Below are 22,258 nucleotides of genomic sequence, written 5' to 3'. Positions count from 1 at the left end.
AGCCACCTGGGTGGACGAGGTCGTAGGGGAAGACGCACCTCGCTCTCCGGGAGGTCACCGTGCCAACGCGTGGCGTCGTATACGTCCACTCGACCCCGCTCGCCGTGTGCTCACACGTCGAGTGGGCGATCGCGCGCGTCCTAGCCGCGCCGGTCAACCTGCAGTGGACGGCTCAGCCCGTCGACCCCGGCGCACGCCGGGCAGAGTGCGGGTGGACCGGTCGTCCGGGGACGGGCGCCGAGCTGGCTGCTGCCCTACGGCAGTGGCCCATGATCCGTTTCGAGGTCACCGAGGAGCCGAGCCCCGGTGCCGATGGTGAGCGCTTCATGTACGTGCCAGCCCGTGGCCTGTTCCGGGCAACGGTCGGCGTGGCCGGCGACATCCAGCTCGGCGAGGACCGACTTCGGGCCCTGATGGCGGCCTCCCGGGCGCCGGAGGCGCTGGCGCACGCCCTCGACAAGGCGCTCGGCACGGCGTGGGACGCTGACCTGGAGCCCTACCGGTACGCCGGCGACGGCGCCCCGGTGACCTTGCTCACTCGGGTCGGCTGACCCGGCCGACGGGCCGCTGGCCGTACGCCGTCGAGCCGGTGACGACCGGTAAGGTCAAGTTGCCCCGATAAGGGGGAAGCTGGTGGGATGGGCGGCGTGTCGAATCGCCCGTGGCGCGCCAGTTTCGCTGTCGCCGCCCTGACCGCCCTGCTCGTCTCCGGCTGCTCAGGTGACCCGGAGCGCCCCACCCCGACCCCGAGCCCGGTCGGCACGTCCGCGGGCCCGAGCGTCCCGGCCGCGCCGCCGGCCAGCGACCCCGCCAGCCGTGCTGCCGCGCTGGTCGCGACGCTCTCCGACGAGGATCTGGTCGGCCAGGTGCTGATACCGTACGCCTACGGCGACTCGGCGACGAAGGTCTCCGCCGGCTCGGCGGCCGGTAACCAGGCCCTCGCCGGGGTCGACACCCCCGCCGACATGATCGCCAAGTACCGACTGGGTGGCCTGATCCTGGTCGGCTTCAGCGCCGACGACCCGACCAAGGGCAACCAGGAGACCACGAACGTCGACAATCCGAAGCAGGTGCACGAGCTCACCACCGGGCTGCGTGCCGCCGCCGGTCGGCTCGCCGCCGGTCCCGCGCCGCTGCTGATCGGCACCGACCAGGAGTACGGCGTGGTCACCCGCGTGAGCGACGGGGTCACCGTGCTGCCCAGCGCCCTCGCGGCCGGCGCGGCCGGTGACCCGAAGCTGACCGAGGCCGCCTGGCGGGCCGCCGGGACCGAGCTGGCCGCGATGGGCATCAACATCGACTTCGCCCCGGTGGCCGACGTGCTGGCCACCCGCAGCACCGTGATCGGCTCCCGGTCGTACGGTGCCGACCCGAAGCAGGCCGCCACACAGGTGGGCGGCGCGGTCCGGGGCCTCCAGGCGGCCGGGGTGGCCGCGACCCTGAAGCACTTCCCGGGGCACGGCCACAGCGCCGACGACTCGCACAAGGACCTTCCGGTGCTCACCCAGACCGCAGCGGCGTTGCAGAGCGGCGCGTGGCCGCCGTTCACCGCCGGAATGGAGGCCGGCGCGATGGCCGTGATGTCCGGTCACCTGGACGCGCGTGCGATCGACCCGGGGACCCCGGCGACGTTCTCCCACAAGCTGCTCACCGACGTGCTGCGCGGCCAACTCGGCTTCAAGGGCGTGGTGATCACCGACGGCATGAACATGCCGCCGGCGAAGCGCTGGGCTCCCGGCGAGGCGGCGGTCCGGGCGCTCAACGCCGGTAACGACCTCATCCTGATGACCCCGAACGTCGGCCAGGCGTACGACGGGCTGCTCGCCGCGCTGCGCGGCGGGTCGCTGCCCCGGACCCGGCTGGTCGAGGCGGTCACCCGGGTGCTGACCATGAAGTTCCAGCTCGCGGAGTTGCCGGCGGCGCAGATGTCCACGCTGAACACCCCGGCGCACCGGGCTGCCGCCGACGCGCTGGCCACCGCCGCCGTCACCGTGCTGCGGGGCGCCTGCGGCGCAGCGGTACGCGGGCCGGTCACCGTCACCTCGTCCGGCGGTCGGGACGGCACCCGGGCCACGCTCACCGCCGCGTTGACCGCCGCCGGGGTGCAGGTCAAGCCGAGCGGCGGCACGATCGTGCACCTGGTGGGCTACGGCGACGGGGCCAGCGACCTGCGCTCCGACGCGGCGGTCACGGTCGCCATGGACACCCCGTACGTGCTGGCCGACGCGAAGTCACCGACTCTGCTGGCCACGTACTCCTCCAGCCGGGCGTCGATGACCGGCCTGGCCGCCGTGCTCGCCGGCAAGGCCCGGCCGGGCGGCCGGTCTCCGGTTGCCGTCCGCGGACTGCCCGCCACGACCTGTCGCACCTGACCGGCGCGCGTCATCGGCCACCCCACCCCACCGGCCGGCGCGGACGGATCAGCGCCCACCCTCGGCCGTCGGCCGGTCGGTGCGGTCTTCGCCGGCCGGCGCAGGGCCGAGCGGGGCGTCCGCTTCCGGCTGGTCGGCAGGGTGGCGGGTCACCGGTGGGCGCAACAACCGCAGCGGCGTACCACCGACCGTGGCCGGTGACATCGGTGGCGGGTCGGCGCTGGGCGCCGTGCGGCCGAGCAGCGCCGCCAGCCCGGCCCGGGTGGCGACGACCAGCAGCCGATCGGTGCGCACCAGGGGCCGGCGTTGCGGCAGTGACCAGATGGTCTGCCCAGCCCGCCCGGTCCGCATCGCGATCACCCGCGCCTCGCGCGGGCGGCTGACCTCCGGACAGGAACGCCCCTCCAGATCCGAGCCGGCCCCGACCGGCAGCTCGGCGACCAGCAGGACCCGCCGGCCCACCGAGATCGTGTCGATCACCTCACGGCCCATCATGGCCGCGGCGAACGCCGGAGCCGCCAGGTACGAGACGCTGCGCGAGTGGTTGATCCCGAAGGCGCGCTGCACCCGCTGAGCGAACCCCTCGTCGAACAGTCGCAGCACGACCCGCAGCGGAGCCGCCACACCGCCGTTCGCCGCCCTGTGCAGCGAACGCCCGAGCAGTGCCGTCTCCAGGTTCGTCACGTCGTCCGCACAGAGCACCACCAGGGCCCGGCAGGTCGACACGGACGCCGCCCGCAACGTCTCCGGGCTGGTCGCGTCGCCGATCAGGAACGGCAGGCCCAGCTCGCGGGCCACCGCCACGCCACGGGCCGTCGGTGCTCGGTCCACCGCCACCACGGTCACGCCGAACGAGTGCAGTTCCTGGATCACCCGGGTACCGATGTTGCCCAGCCCGACCACGATCACGTGGTCGTCGAGCGGTTCGGTGAGCCGACCGGCCGCGACCGCCAGCCGGGCCCGTACCACCGAATCGACCACCAGCGCGGTCACCGTGGGGACCAGGGCCACCCCCATGATCACCAGCAGCAGGGCGGTGAGCTTCTCCACCGATGACCCGGTCGGATCCGCGTCCGCGCTGCCCAGGGCGGTGAGCACTGTCAGGTAGCCGGCCTCAACCGGGTCCAGGTTCCGGGCCTGGCCGAGCAGCACGCTGCCGACGGCGAGCAGCGCGGCCGAGGCGCCCAGCGCCCAGCGCAGGCGTCTGCCGAGAATCAGCCGGGCGGTCTGCAGCAGCTGTCGGCGAGGCCGGGCCCGGACCGGACGCTGCCGACCGTACGCCCGCACCAGCACGAGATCGGCGGAGTCCTCGTCCTCGGGCAGCGTGATCGGCTCAAGGCCGCTGGTGTCGGCGAGCGCGCAGACCACGTCCGTGGTGGCCGGGTCGAGCGCGTCCCGGCTCGCCGTCCGCAGCAACTCGTCGTCGGGCAGCCGGAGGAAGGTCGGCGTGTCGTCGCCCAGGGTGGCCGCGACGAACGCGGGCGCGGCGATCTCCGAACCGGACAGCACCGCGCAGTCGCCGAGCATGGTGGCCACGCCCTCGCCGAGCACCGGATTGAACAGGCGAACGACGATCCGTACGTCCGGGTCGAACTCCCGGATGATCAGCGCGGCATCCACGTTTGCCACATCGTCGGCGCTCACCAGCGCGACCGCCGCCGCGGCCCGTACGCCGGCCCGGTCCAGGACCTCGGCGGTCAGCCGGCGAGCCACCACCACCTCGGGGCGTGAGCCCGGCGCGTCCGGGTCCGAGGCGAGTTCGGCGATGTCCGGTGCGTGGTTGTCGGCCAACGATGGCAGTAGGACGGTGACCGCGACGCCGTGCCGGTCGACCAGTTCGGTGATCAGTCGGCGGGCCAGAGCGTTGTCGCCGCAGACCACGAACCGTCGACCGGACTCCGGCTCGATGCCGTCGGCGCTGTCGTCGGGCACGCCCGCATGGTAGCTGTCGCCAACCAGGCGGCCAGTCCCGCGTGATCCAGTGTGGAAGGCTCGCCGGGGGAGCGGTTCGGCGCGCCGGGACCAGCCGCTCTCGGGCGACCTCACTCGCCCTTTGCGAGCCCCCGCACCGCGAGCCGGTACGCCGGCAGCACGTCGGTCCGTTCGGTGATCAGCCCCTCGTTGACCGCGAAGACCAGCGTCTGCCCCGCCGACTGGACGGCCAGCGCCCAGTTGCGCGACTCCTCCTCGGCCAGCGGGTTGGTGGCGAGCCAGGTCATCTCGGTGGCGTCGAAGTCGCCGGCGCGGAGGTCGCGGAACTGTCGGCCGGCGACCGTCTCGCCGGCCCCAGCGGCGAAACCCTCCAGTGCGGCGCGCGGCGCGACCGTCGGCGAGTCCGCCGCCCAGATCCGCAGGAATCCGCCGCCGGCCTGCCGGCCGTCCACCTCGCAGCGCACGGTGGTGCCGCCGCGCTTGGTGAGCGCCTCGCCGACCAGCTCGGCCAGCTCGCCCTTGGGCGGCTCGATTGCCTTCGCCGTCCACCCGTCGGCCAGCGGAAACGACACTGGCACCGGGCAGGGGGAACCCGTGCCGCCGGTGGTGCCGCCGGGCGACGCCGGGGTCGTCTCGTCGTACCAGGGCTCGCCCGTGGCCTGTGGGGCCGGACCGCCGGCCGCGGGCCCGGTGGGGGCGGCGGCGTCGTCGCCGCAGCCGGCCAGCAGGCCGAGGGTGAGCGCCGCCGACACGGCGACGCGGGTACGAGTGTCCATGGTGGTGATCCCCGTCAGTCGATCTTCAGTCGGCCCATCTAAGCCGTGCGGTCTCTCGACGTCAATCGGGATCGGCGTGCCCGCGCGGCGGTAATCGGGTCGCCCGCGCCCCGGTCGGTCTGACAGCCTCACCCCATGGGAGCGGCAGCAGGATTCCGGCACGAGCAACGGGCGGACGGCACTGTGGTGATCACCCACCACGGCCGGGTCGCCGGCACGCTGCGCGGCGCTCGGGCCGCGGAGTTCCTGGCCGAGGTCGACGACGACCCGCAGTTGGTGATGGCCCGCTGGACGGGCAACTACCGCCACGGCAACGAGCGCACCGCGAAACAGCACCCCCGCAACCGGGGCTGAACGACGCAAGGGCCCCTCCTCGACGAGAGGAAGGGCCCTTGCGAAGGGTCTCAGGGACGGGCGAAGACGAGCGCCACGTTGTGGCCACCGAAGCCGAACGCGTTGTTCAACGCGGCCGGGATCTCCATGTGGCGGGCCTTGTGCGCGGCGACATCCAGGGTGAGGCCTGGCTCCGGGTCGTCGAGGTTGATCGTCGGAGGGACGACACTGTCGCGGATCGCCAGGATGGTGGCGATCGACTCCAGCGCACCGGCCGCACCGAGCAGGTGACCGGTCATCGACTTCGTCGCGGACAGCACCGGGTGGTCGCCGAGCGCCTTGTGCAGCCCGCCGATCTCCAGCATGTCCCCGACCGGGGTCGAGGTCGCGTGCGCGTTGACGTGCACGATGTCCCGCTTTGCGATGTCCGCGTCCGCGATCGCCTTGGCGATGGCCCGGATGGCGCCCTCGCCCTCGGCGTGCGGCTGCACGATGTCGTACGCGTCGGAGGTGATGCCGGCGCCGGCGAGGCGCGCGTACACCCGGGCGCCCCGGGCGGCGGCGTGCTCGGCCCGCTCCAGCACCAGAATGCCGGCGCCCTCGCCGAGGACGAAGCCGTCCCGGCCCCGGTCCCACGGGCGGGAGGCCCGCTCCGGGTCGTCGTTGCGGGCCGACATGGCCCGCATCGAGCTGAAGCCGGCGATCGGCAGCGGGTGGATGACCGCCTCGGTGCCGCCGGCCACCACCACGTCGGCCCGGCCGGAGCGGATGATGTCCAGACCGAGGGCGATCGCCTCGGCGCCGGTGGCGCAGGCGCTGGCCACCGAGTGCACGCCGGCCTTGGCGCCCAGCTCCAGCCCGACCCAGGCGGCCGGACCATTCGGCATCAGCATCGGGATGGTGTGCGGGGAGACCCGCCGTGGCCCGGAGGCCTCCAGGATGTCGTCCTGGGCGAGAAGGGTGGTGGCACCGCCGATGCCGGAGCCGACGCTGACCGCCAACCGCTCCCCGTCGAGGTCGGAGCCGGCCAGGCCGGCGTCCGCCCAGGCCTGCTGCGCCGCGATGAGCGCGATCGCCTCGGAACGGTCCAGGCGGCGCAGGCGGACCCGGTCCAGCACCTCGGACGGCTCCACGGCCAACTGGGCGGCGATCCGGACCGGCAGTTGCTCGGCCCACTCCTGGGTGAGGGCACTCACCCCGGAGCGGCCGGCGAGCATTGCGTCCCAGGTCGACGCGACGTCCCCGCCAAGCGGGGTCGTCGCGCCGAGCCCGGTGACGACGACGTCAGGACGACTCATGATCAGGACTGCGCCGAGATGTAGCTGACAGCGTCGCCGACGGTCTTGAGGTTCTGCACCTCGTTGTCCGGGATCTTGACGCCGAACTTCTCCTCGGCCGCAACCACGACCTCAACCATGGAGAGCGAGTCGACATCGAGGTCGTCGGTGAAGGACTTCCCCTCGGCCACGTCGTCCGGGTTCACCCCGGCAACCTCTTCGAGGATCTCGGCGAGGCCGGTGGTGATCTCGTCACGGGTCATTGCGGTTGGTTCCTTTCATCGGGGTTCTCCGGCGGTCGGCGTCGCCGACCGCCACTCCTCGACGCGTACGCGCCCGAGGGGGTCATCAGGGGCAGCGGACGACCTGACCGGCGTAGGTCAGGCCACCGCCGAAGCCGAACAGCAGTACCGGCGCGCCCGAGGGCACCTCCCGGCGCTCGACCAGCTTGGACAGGGCCAGCGGCACGCTCGCCGCGGAGGTGTTGCCGGACTCGACGATGTCCTTCGCGATGATCGCGTCGGGGATGTTGAGCCGCTTGGCGATGCCGTCGATGATCCGGGCGTTGGCCTGGTGCGGCACGAACGCGGCCAGCTCCGACGGGTCGACCCCGGCCCGCTCGCAGGCCTGGAGGGCGAGCGGCGCGATAGCGGTGGTGGCCCAGCGGAACACCGCCTGCCCCTCCTGCTGGATGTACGGGCGCCAGCCCTCGATGCGGACCGCGTCGCTCTTGTCCGGCACCGAGCCCCAGACCACCGGGCCGATGCCGGTCGGCTCGTCGTCGGCGGTGGCGGAGACCACCGCGGCACCGGCCCCGTCCGCGAAGATGATGCAGGTGGAGCGGTCGGTCCAGTCGGTGAAGTCGGACAGCTTCTCCGCGCCGATGACTATCGCGTTGCGCGACGCCCCGGCCCGGATGGCGTGGTCGACGGTGCCCAGCGCGTACGCGAAACCAGAGCAGGCGGTGTTGAGGTCGAACGCGCCCGGCGCGGTGATGCCCAGCTTGGCGGCGACCCGGCAGGCCACGTTGGGGCTGCGGTCGATGGAGGAGCAGGTGGCGACCACGACCAGGTCGATGTCGGCGGCGGTCAGGCCCGAGTTGGCCAGCGCCTTGCCGGCGGCCGCGGCGGCCATGTCGGCGACCGTCTCACTGTCGGCGATCCGCCGGCTGACGATGCCGACCCGGTCGCGGATCCACTCGTCGTTGGTGTCGACGAGCTGGGCGATGTCGTCGTTGGTCACCACCCGGGAGGGCTGGTAGTGCCCCATCGAGACGATGCGACTGCCAGTCATGAACGACCTCCGATACGGGCGATCAGGTCCCGTGCGGCCGGCAGGTCGTCCGGGGTGTTGAGGGTGACGATCTCCGGGGCGCCGTCGCCCTTGAGTTCCCGCTTGACCAGGCCGGCGAGGGTGCCGGCCGGGGGCAGCTCGATCACGCCGGTGACCCCGAGGTCGGCCAGCGTACGCATGCACAGGTCCCAGCGCACCGGCGCGGTGACCTGACGGACGAGGCGCTGAAGCATGGCCGCGCCGTTGTCGACCGCGGTGCCGTCGAGGTTCGACAGCAGGGTCCGGGCCGGGTCGGCCGGGGTGATCGCGGCGGCCTCCGCGGCGAGCGCGGTCTCGGCCGGAGCCATGTACGGGGTGTGGAACGCGCCGGCCACCTGGAGTCGGATGATCCGGGTCCGGGCGGGCGGCGTGGCGGCGAGCTTGTCGAGCCCGTCCAGGGCGCCCGCGGCGACGATCTGCCCGGCGCCGTTGCGGTTGGCCGGGTAGAGCCCGTTCGCCTCGATCGCGGCGATCACCTCGTCGGGGTCACCGCCGAGCACCGCGGCCATTCCGGTCGGCTCCAGCGCGCACGCGGCGGCCATCTCCCGGCCGCGTACGCCGGCCAGGGTGATCGCGGCGTCGGCCGACAGCACTCCGGCCAGGGCGGCGGCACCCAACTCGCCGACGCTGTGGCCGGCGGTGAGGGCGACGCCGTCCAGCGGCAGCTGCTCGGCCGCGAGCAACGCCGCGGCGACCAGCAACGGCTGGGTGCGGGCGGTGTCCTTGATCTCGTCGGCGTCGGCGGCGGTGCCCAGGTGCAGCAGGTCGACCCCGGCCAACGCCGACCACTCGCGCAGTCGCGCCTCAGTGCCGGTCAGGTCGAGCCAGGGGGTCAGGAAGCCGGGTTTCTGAGAACCCTGGCCGGGACTAAGTACGGCGAGCACGCCTATGACTCTCCCGGATAAAGGCGGGTAACGCGGTGCCGCCTTCGACCAAACCACACTAGGACCTTTGGAGGTTTCCTACAAAGATCGGCGGGGATCATCCTCGGTTTGCGCGGATTTCCGGTTAGCCGGGGTCATTGTCTGAGTTGGGACCGGCGAGACGAGCGGGACAACCGGATCCAACCTACCCACGGTCAGCGCGACCTGGAGGGCGAACGCGTCCCGCGGCGACAGCGGGGAGAACCCGGTCACCTCGGCGATCCGGCGCAACCGGTAACGCACCGTGTTCGGGTGCACGAACAGTGCCCGGGCCGCGCTCTCCAGCGTGCCACCCGCGGCCAGGAAGGCGTCCAGGGTCGCCAGCAGTTCCCCACCGGCACGCACCAGTGTCGCGTACACATCGTGGCGTAGCCGCCGACGCGCCTCCGCGTCGCCGGCGAGGGCCCGCTCCGGCAGCAGGTCCGCGGCCGGCACCGGCCGGGGCGCGCTGGGCCAGGCCGGCGCGGCCCGAAAGCCGGAGAGCGCGGCCCGTGCCGACTCGGTCGCCTCGTCCAGACTCGGAACGGCGGGACCTACCACCACCGGGCCGTCCCCGAACGCGCTCAGCAGCTTCGCCGTGGCGGTCAGCGGGTCCGGTGCCCCACCCAGCACGATCACCAGCCGGTCGCCGTGGACGCCGCCGATCACCTCCACGCCGATCCGGCGGGCCTGCCGGTAGACCACGTGCAGCACCGCGGAGACCTCGCCGCCGGGCGACCGACCGACCGCCACCGCCACCGGCGGCGCGTCCGTCCAGCCGAGCGCGGCGGCCCGACTGGCCAGGACGTCCGGCGAGTCACCACGCAACAGCGCGTCGACAAGCAGCGCCTGCAACCGGGCGTCCCAGGCGCCGCGCGACTCGGCGGCCCGCGCGTACACCCGGGCGGCGGAGAACGCGATCTCCCGGGAGAAGCGCAGCACCGCCTCGCGCAGCTGCTGCTCCTCGCCCTCGGCGGCCAGGTGCGACACCTGCTCCTCGACCACGTCGATCGTCACCTTGATCAAGGCCACGGTCTGCTGGAGGGTGATCGACCGGGCGAGCGCCTGCGGGGCGGCGGCGAAGACCTCGTCCGAGACCTCCTGGGTGCTGTCCGCCGTTCCGCCGCCCTCGCGCAGCCACTGCACCAGCGACCTCGCGCCCGCCTGGGCGACAAGCATCACCCAGGAGCGCTGGTCGGCCGGCAGCGCCCGGAACCAGGGCAGCGTCTCGTCCATCCGGGCCACGCTGGAGGTGGCCAACGCCCCCGCCGATCGTTCGATCCGGCGCAGCGTGGCCGACAGCTCCCCACCGCCCGGCGTGCTCACCGCCCTAGCCTGACACGTCGTGAGCAGGCCAACCACGTCGGCACCGGTCCGCCGCTCACCGTCGGCGCGCCCACCGGGCCCGTCTCACCGGTGCGGGGGAGGCGGCAGGCCCACCTCCTGGGCCAGGATCGCGGCCTGCACCCGGCTGCGCAGGTCCAGCTTCGCGAGGATCCGGCTCACATGGGTCTTGGTGGTGCTCTCCGCCAGCACCAGCCGATCGGCGATCTGCTGGTTGGACAGGCCCAACCCGAGGCAGGCCAGCACGTCGCGCTCGCGTGGGGTGAGGGTGTCCAGCGCGGCCCGGGTGTCCGCCGACGCGCCCGGCGCGGTGGCCGCGAACGCGGTGATCAGCCGGCGGGTCACCGTGGGCGCGATGAACCCGTCGCCGCGCGCCACCGTCCGTACCGCGCTGACCAGGCCGTCGGCGTCGGTGTCCTTGAGCAGGAACCCGGCCGCGCCGGCCCGCAACGCCCCGAAGACGTACTCGTCCAGGTCGAAGGTGGTGAGCACCAGCACGTCGGCGAGCCCGTCGGTGACGATCGCCCGGGTCGCGGAGATCCCGTCCCGGTGCGGCATCCGCACATCCAGCACCGCCACGTCGGGGCGCAGCTCCCGGCACAGGCGCACCGCGGCGTCGCCGTCGGCAGCCTCCCCGACCACCTCGACGCCCGGTGAGCCGTTCAGGATCAGGGCCAGCCCGGCCCGTACCGCCGGCTGGTCGTCGGCGAGCACCACCCGTACCGTCGCCGCGCCCGCGTCGCCCGGTGGCCGCGCCGGCCCGGTCACCCGCCCTCCCCGGTGGGCAGGGCCGCCCGCACCTGCCAGCGGCCGTCGTGTGGCCCGGCGGTGAACCGGCCGGCCAGCAGGGTGGCCCGCTCCCGCATACCGATCAGCCCGGCCCCGGCGCCCGGCAGCCCCGCCCCGTCGCGGCGGACCGGGTTCTCCACGGTCAGCACCACCTCGGACGGCCGGTACGCGATCGTCAGGTCCGCCTCACCCGTTCCGTGCTTGAGCGCGTTGGTCAGCGACTCCTGCACGATCCGGTACGCGGCGAGGTCCACCCCCACCGGCAGCGCGCCGGGCGTGCCGTCGGTCCGGAACCGCACCGCGAGGCCGGCCGCCCGGACCCGCTCGACCAGTCCGTCCGCCTCGGCCAGCCGCGCGGTGACCACCTCCGGCGTGGCCGCGCCGCCGCTGGTCCCGGGCTCGCGCAGCACCTCGATCATCTGCCGCATCTCCGCCAGCCCCTGCACGCTGCTCTCCCGGATGACCCGCAACGCCGACTCCACCTGACCGCGATCCAACCCGGGCACGGAGAGCACCGCGGTGGCGTGGATGGCCACCGCGCTGAGGTGGTTGGCGACCACGTCGTGCAGCTCCCGGGCCATCCGGGCCCGTTCCGCGCTGACCGCCTGCCGGCGGTCCAACTCGACCAGCCGGGCGGTCTGCTCGGCCCGCGTCCGCTCGGCGGCGGCCTGGTCGCGGTACTGCCGCACACTGATCCCGGTCAGCACCGGCAGCAGCCCGACGAGCACCACAAGCACCCCGAGCGCCGCCCCGCTCCACTGCCCGTACCCGAGCACGCCGACGACCGCCCCGACCAGGCTCAGCGCCACGGCGATCCGCAGCAACCACCGCCACAGCCGGGGCGGGCCGTACACGCAGGCGTCGTAGAGCACCTGCGTGTAGACCAGGAGCGTGCCCAGCGAACTGCCCAGCACCGTGTCGACCACCAGCGCGCCCGTTCCCACGGCCAGACTGACGCGCGGCGCGACCCGGCGCAGGCCGACGGCGACGCACACCGCCACCAACGGCGGCAGGAACAGCGCCGACGGCACGTCCGCGTTCGAGCGGACCTGCGGTTGCCAACCCAGCGTGTACAGCACCAGACCACCGGCCAGCGACGCGCCGGCCAGCACCACGTCACGGCCGAGAGTGCCGGAGTCGAGCCACGGTGGCGGACGCATGCCCCGATCCCACCACAGCCGCCGCCCGCCGAACTCCGACCGGGGGAGGACCTCGACGGCACCGCCATGCGCCGAAAGGGGTACGCGGACCGCTCCGGCGGCGGGTGCGCCCTCGGCCGTCGGCACGGCGGGTGAACGGTGCGGGAAGAAGCTGTGAACTGCGCAACCGGGTCCCGCGCTCCCCGTCGTCGTGGTGGACCGGCCGGCCCGGACCCCGGGTACGCTGCGCGCGGCCCGTCGGTCCCGGCCAGTACGGTGACAGGGCACCTCGGGGAGAGCACCCGAGGGTGGGACGAGCGTGAGGAGACCGGGGATGGCGCACGGGGAGGCCGAGCACGGCTGCGCCCAGGGCGAGCCCTGCCGGCCGGGGCACCACGACCCGCAGGCGGCTGGCAAGCACCGCCGGGCGGTCGGCGGCGCACCATCGCACCCGGCGGAGCCGCTCGCCGGCCGAGCCGACGATGACGTCCCGCTTCCGCGTCAGCGCTCCGCCGAGCCCACTGGCCTCGCCGAGCCCGACTCGGACGTGCCCGCTGGTTGCCTCAGCGAACTTCCCGGCTGGGCCGGGGCGCATCGGCACGGCGCTGTCCGACCTCGGCCGCGGGCCACCCGACGGGAGCGCCCACCGCGCCGCTGGTGCTGATCACCGCCGACGCTGGTGGCGATCACCGCCGACGCACCCGCTGATCTGCGAGTGCGTCGGGTGCGGCGCGTGCGCCAGTTCAGCGCGTGCGGCGGCGGATCAGCAGGGCGATCCCGGCGAGGCCGACCGTGATGGTCAGCATCACGCCGACGTTGAGCAGCAGCAGGCGTTGCAGGTCGCCGAGCGCCTCGTCGAGGTCCTTGGCCGGGTCGAGGGTGTCCTCCGGGAGCACCCGCTCGCCGCCGCCCGCGCCGCCGCTGACCGTGTCGAACTGCCGCTCCAGCGGCACACCGGCGGTGCGCAGGGTCTCGGACATGCTGAGCCGACCCAGGAACCAGCCGGCGCTGGTCTTGCGGCCGTCGGGCTGCTTCGCAGGCCGGTAGACGCGGGGGCCGCCGATCGCCTTGGGGTAGAGGTCGTACGTCTGCTTCGGCGTCTCGCCGGCGAGCACCACGACCGTGTACTTCGGACCGAGGTTGGCGGCCTTCGGACCGGTCGGCATGCCGGTGCGAGCGAGGAAGTTGACCTGGTCGATGACCGCGCCCACGAGGGCGGGCTCCTTGTCGGCGTGCATCCGCAACGGCGCGGACAGCCCCGTGCCGGTGATGTCCACTCCGGCGGGTGCCGGCTTCGGCGCCGCCGAGGCCGAGCCGGCGGTGCCAAGCGACAGCAGCGCCGCCGCCAGCGTGCCCGCCAACACGGCGGCCAACCGCCTCATGTGTCGGACCATCCCGCCTCCTCGCCCCGTTCGATGGATGGCTTCGTCGTGACGTCCGGACCGACCTGCCGGTGTGACATCGACCAGATGGTCGCGCCCACTCCTACAGACTCCGCAGAACGTCGATGAGTTGCAGCTTTTGGAACAGTATTTGGAACTATCTGCGATCTCTGCTCGACTAATGAGGAGCCGTTTGATCAGCGGGCGGATCGTACCCTTACGGAGGGGTTCATGGGGGGCAGGGTTACACGTACGGCCCGGGTCGTGCCAGTGGTGCTCGGCGTGGCGTTCGGTGTGTCGTTTCTGGTGCCGGCGACACCGGCCGCCGCCCACAACGAACTGACCGGCAGCAACCCGCGCGACGGCGCCCGCGTGGCGGCGGCACCGGCTCGGGTCGAGCTGCGGTTCCTCGCCAAGCCGTCGCCGACTACGACGAAGATCACAATAACCGGACCGGACAATGTGGTCGCTGGCGGGACTCCCGCCTTCGACGGCAGTCGCGTACGGGTGCCGTTCAAGCCGGCCGCCGCGGGGCTCTACATCGTCGGCTACCAGCTCGCGTCGTCCGACGGGCATCCGGTGAAGGGCGAGGTGCGGTTCACCCTCACCACCGGCACCGCCGCCGACCCGTCCGCCTCGCCGTCGGCCGCCGCCAGCACCAGCCCGACCGGCTCGCCCACAGCTGTCGGCGTACCCTCCGCCGGGCCCGCGTCGGCGACACCCGGTAGCTCGACGGCCTCCCCGGTGCCGGCGGCGTCGGAGCAGTCCGACTCCGGCGGTCGCTGGTGGCTCTGGGCGTTAGGCGCCCTGGTCCTGCTCGCCGCGCTAGGAGCCAGCCTCGTGTTCCGCCGCCGACGCGCTCAGTGACCAGCGGAGCGGAGCGCACTGCGCTCCGCTCCGCTCCGCGATCTTGCACTTGCTGTCCCGACACAAGGGGCATCCCACTCATGTCGACAACCGAAACTGCAAGATCGGCGCGGTTGTCCTCCGTCAGACCAGGCGCAGGCGGGCGGCGCGGATCCGGGTGAGGGTGCGCTCGCGACCGAGCACCTCCAGCGACTCGAACAGCGGCAGACCCACGGTGCGGCCGGTGACCGCGACCCGCACCGGCGCCTGCGTCTTGCCGAGCTTGAGGCCCCGCTCGGCGCCGACCGCCTCCAGCGTCGACTTCAGCGACTCGGCGTCCCAGGACTCCAGCGCCTCGAACGCCGCGACGGCGTCGTCCAGCAGCTCGGCGGAGCCGTCCTTCATCGTCTTGGTCCAGGCGGCCTCGTCGATCAGCGGCGAGGCCAGGAAGAGGAAGTCGACGTTCGGCACGATCTCGCTGAGCACCGCGATCCGCGTCTGGGCCAGCGGCGCCACGGCCGCGAACGCCTCGGCGTCGAACTCCTCCGGCTGCCACGGCGGCGGCGCGATGGTCCCGGTGCCGGTCAGCCACGGCTGGCAGGCGTCGATGAACTCGGCCACCGGCAGCGCACGAATGTACTCACCGTTGAACGCGCGCAGCTTCTTCTCGTCGAAGAACGCCGAGGAGAGGTTGACCTCGTCCAGCCGGAACTCGTCCTCGATGACCGACCAGGGAACGATCTCCCGGTCGCCGGAGGGGGCCCAGCCGAGCAGCATGAGGTAGTTGCGCATCGCCCCGGCGAGGTAACCCTCGTCGCGGTACGCCTCCAGGGCGACCTTGTCCCGGCGCTTGGAGAGCTTCTGCCGCTTCTCGTTGACCACCACCGGCACGTGCGCCCAGATCGGCGGCTTGACCCCGAGGGCTTCCCAGAGCAGCTGCTGCTTGGGCGTGTTGGGCAGGTGCTCCTCGGCCCGGATCACGTGGGTGATCCCCATGGTCATGTCGTCGACGACGTTGGCCAGCAGGAAGACCGGCGAGCCGTCGCCGCGGGCGATGACGAAGTCCTCGATGAGCTTGTTCTCGAAGGTGGGCTCACCGCGGATCAGGTCGACCACCACGGTCGTGCCCTCGTCCGGCGTACGGAAGCGCAGCGCGTGCCCCGGGCCCGGGCCGAGGCCACGGTCGCGGTGGTAGCCGTCGTAGCCCTGGTACTGCGAGCCGGTACGGGCCTGCACGTCCTCGCGGGTGCAGTCGCAGTAGTAGGCGCGGCCCGAGTCGTACAGGCGGGCGGCAGCGGCCCGGTGCTCGCCGGCGTTCGCCGACTGGAAGTACGGGCCCTCGTAGCTGCCCCGGGAGATCCCGATCCAGTCCAGCGCGGAGAGGATGCCCTCGGTCCACTCGGGCTTGTTGCGCGCCGCGTCGGTGTCCTCGATGCGCAGCACGAACACGCCGCCCTGCTGCTTGGCGTAGATCCAGTTCTGCAGCGCCGAGCGGGCGCCGCCGACGTGGAACATACCGGTCGGGGAAGGGGCGAATCGCACACGTACTGTCACGTGCCCCAGCCTACGGCGGTACGCGACTGCTTTCCGCCACCGCCCCCTAGGGCACCGAGCGGATCTTGACGACCAGGGCGCTGCCGAGCAGGGTGACCACGGCGGTGACCGCGTAGAGCGTGGGATAGCCGCCCAGGTATACCACGAGCGGGGCGGAGAGCGCCGGGCCGAGCACCTGCGGTGCCGAGTTGGCGATGTTGATGACGCCCAGGTCCTTGGCCCGGTCGGTGGCCCGGGGCAGCACCTGCGTGATCAACGCGGCGTCCACCGAGAGGTAGACGCCGTAGCCGGCGCCGAGCAGCAGCGCCGCGACGATGGCCATCGGCCAGACCGGCGCGACCGCGAGCAGCAGCGCCGCCACCGCCATGATCAGCCCGGAGACGATCACGTAGATCTTGCGGCGGCCGGACCGGTCGGACAACCGGCCGGCGACCACCGCGGTCAGCATCATCCCGAGCGTGTAGAGCAGGATCAGCACCAGCAGGCCGCCCTCGGGGTCGGGGTGGCGCACCCCGTCGGTGAGGAAGTACAGCAGGTAGAGGGTGCCCAGCGCGTTGCCCAACTGGACCAGGAACCGGGTGATCCAGGCCCAGGCGAAGTCCGGGTGCTGACGCGGGCTGATCCACATCGAGGCCAGCAGCGCCCGCGCCCGGATCGCCGGCCGATGGGTACGCGGCAGCGGTTCGTCGGGGGTGAGCAGCGCGAACGGCAGCGACAGCAGCAGGACGGCCACGGCGATGGCCAGGTAGCCGGCGGCGTTGCCGGTGACCACGGCGGTGACCAGCACCGCGCCGAGCACCAGCCCGAGCGCCTGCGGGATGCCCACCCAACCCGAGACCCCGCCGCGTTGCGTCACCGGAACCCGGTCCGGGATGGCGGCACTGAGGCTGGCCAGCATCGCGTTGAAGCAGACCTGCGCGGCGACCCAGGCGAGGGCGACCCCGAGGATGGTCCGTTGCTGGGCCAGCAGCACCAGGGCCGCCGCGCCGAGCACCGCCCCGCCCGCCGTCCAGACGTGCCGACGACCGAACTCGCGGCCGGCGATCCGCAGGCAGGTCCGGTCGGAGAGCGCGCCCGCGAGGGGGTTGGCCAGCACCGCCGCCAGCGCACCGAGACCGGTGACCACGGCCAGCATGTTCTCCTTGCCGCCGGGCGCGATCTGCTCGATCTGCTGGGGCAGCAGCACCTGGATGGGCGTGAAGAACGCCATCCACACACCGAGGTTGGCCGCGAAGATCAGGCCGATCCAGCCGCGCCGCACCGGCACCGTCGGCTCGGCGAGCGCCGCCGGCAGCGACGCCGGCGTCGGGTCGAGGGTGGTCACCGCGCCGACCCCGGCCGGCTGGCCGCGATCACGTCGCGCAACCAGGTGTACGACGACTTCGGCGTACGGGTCTGGGTGGCGTAGTCGACGTGCACCAGCCCGAAGCGCTTGGTGAACCCCTCGGCCCACTCCCAGTTGTCCAGCAGCGACCAGACGAAGTACCCGCGGACGTCCACCCCGTCGTCGATGGCGGCCCGGACCGCCCGCAGGTGTCCGTCGAGGTACGCGATCCGCTCCGGGTCGGCCACCCGCCCGTCGGCGTCGGGTGCGTCGTCGTACGCGCAGCCGCTCTCGGTGATCTCGATGGGCGGCAGCGCGCCGCCGTACGTGTCGCGCAGCCAGCCGAGCAGTTCGCGAAGCCCGTCGGGGGCCACCGGCCAGTCGAAGGCGGTACGCGGGTAGCCGTCCAGCGGCACGAGGTCGAACGGCAGGGGTGAACCCTCCTCGGCCGCCCGTACCGCGGTGGGGTTGTAGTAGTTGACCCCGAGCACGTCGATCGGTGCGGCGATCGTGTCCAGGTCGCCGGGGTGGATGACGCTCGGGTCGAAGCCGGGCAGCTCCGGGTAGCCGCGGCCGAGCAGCGGGTCGGTGAAGAGCCGGTTGTGCAGCGCCTCGTACGCCGCACCGGCGGCCCGGTCGGCGTCGCGGTCGCCGAGCACCCGCACCGGCGAGTAGTTGTTGGCGATCGCCACCGGGCTGGCGGTGTGTGCGCGCAGCGCGGCGACCGCGAGCCCGTGCCCGAGCAGTTGGTGGTGGGCCACCGGGAAGGCGTCGAACAGCAGAATCCGGCCGGGGGCGTGCACGCCCATGCCGTAGCCGAGGCTCATGTGGATGAACGGCTCGTTCAGGGTGATCCAGAGCCGGACCCGGTCGCCGAGGCGGGCGGCGGTCTTCTCGGCGTACTCGGCGAACCGGGCGGCGGTGTCGCGGTGCAGCCAGCCGCCGGCGTCTTCGAGGGGTTGTGGCAGGTCCCAGTGGTAGAGGGTGGCCACCGGGTCGACCCCGGCGGCCAGCAACTCGTCCACCAGGCGGTCGTAGAAGTCCAGGCCGGCCACGTTGGCCGGGCCGGCGCCGGCGGGCTGGACCCGGGGCCAGGCGACGGAGAACCGGTACGCGGAGACGCCCAGGCCGGCCAGCAGCGCCACGTCCTCGGTGTACCGGTGGTAGTGGTCGCAGGCCACCGCACCGCTGCTGCCGTCGCTGATCACCCCGGGGGACTGGGCGAAGGTGTCCCAGATGGACGGAGCTCTGCCGCCGGCCGTGGTGGCGCCCTCGATCTGGTGGGCCGATGTGGAGACGCCCCAGCGGAAGCCGGTGGGGAACTGGGGCATCGGTGCGGTCGACATGCGCCCTCCCGGTCAACGTGAAACGTGTTCGGGACTTTAGGGCGCTCTCGATGAATGCGCCATAGGCCGGCCTGGCGCAATACGCAATGGTTGATCGGCGTGTCTTTTTCCGAACCCGTCCAGGTAAGTCCGATTTAGCGCATAGAGTGCCGATATCGTGGGATGTCCTCACCGGAGGAAAGACGGAAATGATCCTCGTGGAACGCAGTGCGCACGTGGCGGCGCCAATTGAAGTGGTCTGGGATGTCGTACAGCGGGCCGAGCAGTTGCCGGCCTGGCTGGCCGGGGTCCGCGCGGCCGAAGTGCTCTCGGGAGAGGGCTTCGGACGGCGACAACTGGTCCAGGCGGGGCGCGGCTCGGCGCATGAGGCCGAGGTGATCGCCTACCAGGAGCCGACGCTGATCGGCTGGCGGGAACGGGCCAAGGGCGCCGGATCTCGGGCGGAGGCACGCACCGAGATCTACGTCCAGCTCACCGGAGACGAGGAGGAGGGCGGGACCATCGTGCGCCTCATCGTGGTCCGCTGGCCGGCCGGCCCGGTCAAGGCGGCCCTGCTGCGCCTCGGACTGCGTCGGGTCGGCGCCGACCTGGAGGACTCGCTGGCCCGGCTCACCGACCTGGCCGCCGTCGGCTGACGAGCGCCCATCCTCCCGGCGTCACCCGCGACGGCGGTGGTCCGGATCCCCGCCAGGGCCCCCGGACCACCGCCGCTCCGTACACCGAGAAGGGCCCGGCGCGGGGATGCGCCGGGCCCTTCTCAGTGGTGCTGGGTCAGCTGTCGCCGCCGGTCTCGCCGACCGGGGCGGCGTTGACGTCGTCGATCGCGTACTTCTTGGCGGCCTCGGCCGGAACCGTGGTCGCCACCGCGCCGCTGCGGGCGAGCTGCCGCAGCGTGGCCACCACGATCGACTCCGCGTCGACGTGGAAGTGCCGGCGCAGCGCGTGCCGGGTGTCCGACATGCCGAAACCGTCGGTGCCGAGCGACGTGTAGTCGCCAGGCACCCAGCGGGCGATCAGGTCCGGTACCGCGCGCATGAAGTCGCTGACCGCGACCTTCGGCCCGTCCGCGTCGGCCAGCTTCTGCTGGATGTACGGAACCTTCGCCTCGGCGCCCGGGTTGAGCAGGTTGTACTCCTCGGTCTCCACCGCGTCGCGGCGCAGCTCGGTCCAGGAGGTCACCGACCAGACGTTGGCGCCCACCCCCCAGTCCTGGGCGAGCAGCTGCTGGGCCTTGAGCGCCCACTGCATGCCGGTGCCCGAGGCGAGCAGGTTGGCCTTCGGGCCGTCGACCTGCGGTGCCGGCGAGTAGCGGTAGATGCCCTTGAGTAGGCCCTCCACGTCCACATCGGCCGGCTCGGCCGGCTGCAGCGTCGGCTCGTTGTAGACCGTCAGGTAGTAGAAGACGTTCTCCTGCGCGTCCCCGTACATCCGGTGCAGACCCTGCTCCAGGATGTGCGCGATCTCGTACGCGAACGCCGGGTCGTACGCGACCACGGCCGGGTTGGTGGCGGCGATCAGCAGCGAGTGCCCGTCCTCGTGCTGGAGGCCCTCACCGTTGAGCGTGGTCCGACCCGCGGTGGCGCCGAGCAGGAAGCCCCGGGCCATCTGGTCGGCGGCGGCCCACAGCCCGTCGGCGGTCCGCTGGAACCCGAACATCGAGTAGAAGATGTACATCGGGATCATCGGCTCGTCGTGCGTGGCGTACGCCGAGCCGGCCGCGGTGAACGAGGCCACCGAACCGGCCTCGTTGATCCCCTCGTGCAGGATCTGCCCGGAGGTCGACTCCTTGTACGACAGGAACAGCTCCCGGTCGACCGAGGTGTAGCGCTGGCCGTGCGGCGAGTAGATCTTCGCGGTCGGGAAGATCGAGTCGAGACCGAAGGTGCGGGCCTCGTCCGGGATGATCGGCACCCAACGCTTGCCGAACTCCTTGTCCTTCATCACGTCCTTGAGCAGACGGACGAAGGCCTGCGTGGTGGCCACCTTCTGCTTGCCCGAGCCGCGCTTGATGTCGGCGAACCGCTCCGGGCCGGGGATGGCCAGTCGCTTGGTGCTGGTCCGGCGGGACGGCAGGTACCCGCCGAGCTGCTCGCGCCGCTCCTTGAGGTACGCCAGCTCCTCGGACTTCTCACCGGGGTGGAAGTACGGCGGCAGGTAGGGGTTGTCCTCCAGCGCCGAGTCCGGGATGTCCAGGTAGAGCCGGTCGCGGAAGGTCTTCAGGTCCTCCAGCGTGAGCTTCTTCATCTGGTGGGTCGCGTTGCGGCCCTCGAAGTGCGAGCCGAGCGTCCAGCCCTTGATCGTCTTCGCCAGGATGACAGTGGGCTGACCGGTGTGCTCGGTGGCCGCCTTGTAGGCCGCGTAGAGCTTGCGGTAGTCGTGCCCACCCCGCTTGAGGTTCCAGATCTCGTCGTCGCTGAGCGGCTCGACCATCTTGCGGGTCCGTGCGTCACGGCCGAAGAAGTGCTCCCGCACGTACGCGCCGGACTCCGCCTTGTAGGTCTGGTAGTCGCCGTCGGTCGTGGTGTTCATCAGGTTGACCAACGCGCCGTCGGTGTCCGCGGCGAGCAGCGGGTCCCACTCACGGCCCCAGACGACCTTGATCACGTTCCAGCCGGCACCCCGGAAGAACGCCTCCAGCTCCTGCATGACCTTGCCGTTGCCCCGGACCGGCCCGTCCAGCCGCTGGAGGTTGCAGTTGATCACGAAGGTGAGGTTGTCCAGCTCCTCGCGGGCGGCCACGCCGATCGCGCCCAGCGTCTCCGGCTCGTCCATCTCGCCGTCGCCGAGGAACGCCCAGACGTGCTGCTGGGAGGTGTCCTTGATGCCGCGGTGCTGCAGGTACCGGTTGAACCGGGCCTGGTAGATCGCGTTCAGACCGCCGAGGCCCATCGAGACGGTGGGGAACTCCCAGAAGTCCGGCATCAGCCGAGGGTGCGGGTACGAGGGCAGCCCACCACCGGGGTGCGACAGCTCCTGGCGGAACCCGTCGAGCTGGTGCTCGCTAAGCCGCCCCTCCAGGAACGCCCGCGCGTACATGCCGGGGGAGGCGTGGCCCTGGTAGAAGATCTGGTCGCCACCGCCCGGGTGGTTCTTGCCCCGGAAGAAGTGGTTGAAGCCCACCTCGTAGAGCGACGCCGAGCTGGCGAAGGTGGAGATGTGCCCGCCGACGCCGATCTCCGGACGCTGCGCCCGGTGCACCAGCATGGCGGCGTTCCACCGGACGTACGCCCGGATCCGCCGCTCGACGTGCTCGTCACCCGGGAACCAGGGCTCGCGCTCCGACGGGATGGTGTTGATGTAATCGGTGGTGGTCAGGGGCGGAACCCCGACCTGGCGCTCACGGGCCCGCTCCAGCAGGCGCAGCATGACGTAGCGGGCGCGTTTGGCGCCGCGTTCGTCGATGACACCGTCAAGCGACTCGACCCATTCGCTGGTCTCTTCAGGGTCGATGTCCGGAAGCTGGCTCGGTAGGCCGTCGCTGATCACCGGGCGCTTGCGTTCCGTAGCCACAGGCGTTCCCTCGGTTGTGTGTGGGATAGGTCTCTAGCGCCATCCTGCCCCCTGGTGGCACCCGTCGTCACGTCTAGGTCCCCCCGACGCGATGCTGAAC

At 72.4% G+C, this 22,258-nt stretch carries 19 protein-coding genes and 1 pseudogene; 6 read left to right on the top strand and 14 right to left on the bottom strand.

Translation table 11 applies throughout. The features are described 5' to 3' along the window. The first annotated feature begins 59 nt into the window (after nucleotides 1-59). Together ACFYL6_RS16520 and ACFYL6_RS16515 are read left to right on the top strand one after the other, a co-directional pair. Nucleotides 60-551, top strand: coding sequence for a DUF3145 domain-containing protein (locus ACFYL6_RS16520; protein WP_091409261.1), 492 nt, complete (start codon nucleotides 60-62; stop codon nucleotides 549-551). Nucleotides 552-638: 87 nt separating this feature from the next. Next, on the top strand, nucleotides 639-2,372 hold the full coding sequence (locus tag ACFYL6_RS16515) for a glycoside hydrolase family 3 protein (RefSeq protein ID WP_387171913.1): 1,734 nt from the start codon (nucleotides 639-641) through the stop codon (nucleotides 2,370-2,372). 48 nt (nucleotides 2,373-2,420) lie between these two features. On the opposite strand, the gene ACFYL6_RS16510 is transcribed toward ACFYL6_RS16515, so the two are convergent. Continuing rightward, the gene (locus tag ACFYL6_RS16510) at nucleotides 2,421-4,304 is read right to left on the bottom strand and encodes an NAD-binding protein (RefSeq protein WP_387171911.1); all 1,884 of its coding nucleotides are present in this window, start codon (nucleotides 4,302-4,304) and stop codon (nucleotides 2,421-2,423) included. Nucleotides 4,305-4,414: 110 nt separating this feature from the next. Then, nucleotides 4,415-5,080, bottom strand: coding sequence for a lipoprotein (locus ACFYL6_RS16505; protein WP_387171909.1), 666 nt, complete (start codon nucleotides 5,078-5,080; stop codon nucleotides 4,415-4,417). Nucleotides 5,081-5,215: 135 nt separating this feature from the next. On the opposite strand from ACFYL6_RS16505, the gene ACFYL6_RS16500 reads away from it, so the two are divergent. After that, complete coding sequence (locus ACFYL6_RS16500; RefSeq protein WP_238687213.1) at nucleotides 5,216-5,434, top strand: hypothetical protein; 219 nt, start codon at nucleotides 5,216-5,218, stop codon at nucleotides 5,432-5,434. 50 nt (nucleotides 5,435-5,484) lie between these two features. Here the strand turns inward: ACFYL6_RS16500 and fabF are convergent, their stop codons facing one another. From fabF to ACFYL6_RS16465, 7 genes and pseudogenes are all read right to left on the bottom strand, one after another. After that, complete coding sequence (fabF, locus tag ACFYL6_RS16495) at nucleotides 5,485-6,711, bottom strand: beta-ketoacyl-ACP synthase II (RefSeq protein WP_387171907.1); 1,227 nt, start codon at nucleotides 6,709-6,711, stop codon at nucleotides 5,485-5,487. A gap of 2 nt (nucleotides 6,712-6,713) precedes the next feature. Further along, entirely contained in the window at nucleotides 6,714-6,953 is a 240-nt protein-coding gene (locus ACFYL6_RS16490) for an acyl carrier protein (protein WP_354996837.1), read from the bottom strand. An 85-nt stretch (nucleotides 6,954-7,038) separates the two neighbouring features. Beyond that, complete coding sequence (locus ACFYL6_RS16485; protein ID WP_091409280.1) at nucleotides 7,039-7,983, bottom strand: beta-ketoacyl-ACP synthase III; 945 nt, start codon at nucleotides 7,981-7,983, stop codon at nucleotides 7,039-7,041. A gap of 5 nt (nucleotides 7,984-7,988) precedes the next feature. Continuing rightward, nucleotides 7,989-8,906, bottom strand: a pseudogene (locus ACFYL6_RS16480) (ACP S-malonyltransferase); the annotation flags it as partial. A gap of 78 nt (nucleotides 8,907-8,984) precedes the next feature. Then, nucleotides 8,985-10,286, bottom strand: coding sequence for a PucR family transcriptional regulator (locus ACFYL6_RS16475; protein ID WP_387171905.1), 1,302 nt, complete (start codon nucleotides 10,284-10,286; stop codon nucleotides 8,985-8,987). Nucleotides 10,287-10,334: 48 nt separating this feature from the next. Further along, a complete protein-coding gene (locus tag ACFYL6_RS16470; protein ID WP_387171903.1) occupies nucleotides 10,335-11,036 on the bottom strand; it encodes a response regulator in 702 nt (233 codons plus the stop codon). Further along, nucleotides 11,033-12,217, bottom strand: coding sequence for a sensor histidine kinase (locus ACFYL6_RS16465; protein ID WP_387171901.1), 1,185 nt, complete (start codon nucleotides 12,215-12,217; stop codon nucleotides 11,033-11,035). The genes ACFYL6_RS16470 and ACFYL6_RS16465 overlap by 4 nt, the downstream gene beginning before the upstream one ends. A 313-nt stretch (nucleotides 12,218-12,530) precedes the next feature. On the opposite strand from ACFYL6_RS16465, the gene ACFYL6_RS16460 reads away from it, so the two are divergent. Further along, nucleotides 12,531-12,860 carry a hypothetical protein gene (locus ACFYL6_RS16460; protein ID WP_387171900.1) on the top strand — a complete coding sequence of 110 codons (330 nt, stop codon included), beginning with the start codon at nucleotides 12,531-12,533 and terminating at the stop codon, nucleotides 12,858-12,860. A gap of 79 nt (nucleotides 12,861-12,939) precedes the next feature. Here ACFYL6_RS16460 and ACFYL6_RS16455 read toward each other — a convergent pair whose 3' ends face one another. After that, nucleotides 12,940-13,590, bottom strand: coding sequence for a hypothetical protein (locus ACFYL6_RS16455; protein WP_387171898.1), 651 nt, complete (start codon nucleotides 13,588-13,590; stop codon nucleotides 12,940-12,942). 219 nt (nucleotides 13,591-13,809) lie between these two features. On the opposite strand from ACFYL6_RS16455, the gene ACFYL6_RS16450 reads away from it, so the two are divergent. Continuing rightward, nucleotides 13,810-14,445, top strand: a complete 636-nt coding sequence (locus ACFYL6_RS16450) for a copper resistance protein CopC (protein WP_387171896.1) — start codon at nucleotides 13,810-13,812, stop codon at nucleotides 14,443-14,445. A gap of 123 nt (nucleotides 14,446-14,568) precedes the next feature. On the opposite strand, the gene gltX is transcribed toward ACFYL6_RS16450, so the two are convergent. Genes gltX through ACFYL6_RS16435 form a run of 3 tightly spaced genes read right to left on the bottom strand, consistent with a single transcriptional unit; the run spans nucleotide 14,569 to nucleotide 18,648 of the window. Beyond that, nucleotides 14,569-15,978, bottom strand: coding sequence for a glutamate--tRNA ligase (gene gltX / locus ACFYL6_RS16445; protein ID WP_387171894.1), 1,410 nt, complete (start codon nucleotides 15,976-15,978; stop codon nucleotides 14,569-14,571). A 46-nt stretch (nucleotides 15,979-16,024) separates the two neighbouring features. Further along, complete coding sequence (locus tag ACFYL6_RS16440; protein WP_387171893.1) at nucleotides 16,025-17,302, bottom strand: MFS transporter; 1,278 nt, start codon at nucleotides 17,300-17,302, stop codon at nucleotides 16,025-16,027. Further along, complete coding sequence (locus tag ACFYL6_RS16435) at nucleotides 17,299-18,648, bottom strand: GH1 family beta-glucosidase (protein WP_387171891.1); 1,350 nt, start codon at nucleotides 18,646-18,648, stop codon at nucleotides 17,299-17,301. Before ACFYL6_RS16435 ends, ACFYL6_RS16440 begins: the two co-directional genes overlap by 4 nt. A gap of 188 nt (nucleotides 18,649-18,836) precedes the next feature. Between ACFYL6_RS16435 and ACFYL6_RS16430 the strand changes: the two genes are divergently transcribed. Beyond that, the gene (locus ACFYL6_RS16430; RefSeq protein WP_030488771.1) at nucleotides 18,837-19,283 is read left to right on the top strand and encodes an SRPBCC domain-containing protein; all 447 of its coding nucleotides are present in this window, start codon (nucleotides 18,837-18,839) and stop codon (nucleotides 19,281-19,283) included. Between the two features lie 136 nt (nucleotides 19,284-19,419). On the opposite strand, the gene aceE is transcribed toward ACFYL6_RS16430, so the two are convergent. Next, nucleotides 19,420-22,158, bottom strand: coding sequence for a pyruvate dehydrogenase (acetyl-transferring), homodimeric type (aceE, locus tag ACFYL6_RS16425; protein ID WP_387171889.1), 2,739 nt, complete (start codon nucleotides 22,156-22,158; stop codon nucleotides 19,420-19,422). Nucleotides 22,159-22,258 lie beyond the last annotated feature (100 nt).

This window comes from Micromonospora sp. NPDC007208 (assembly GCF_042869175.1).
In the GTDB taxonomy this organism is placed as follows: domain Bacteria; phylum Actinomycetota; class Actinomycetes; order Mycobacteriales; family Micromonosporaceae; genus Micromonospora; species Micromonospora foliorum.
This window is presented reverse-complemented; position numbering and strand designations above follow the sequence as displayed.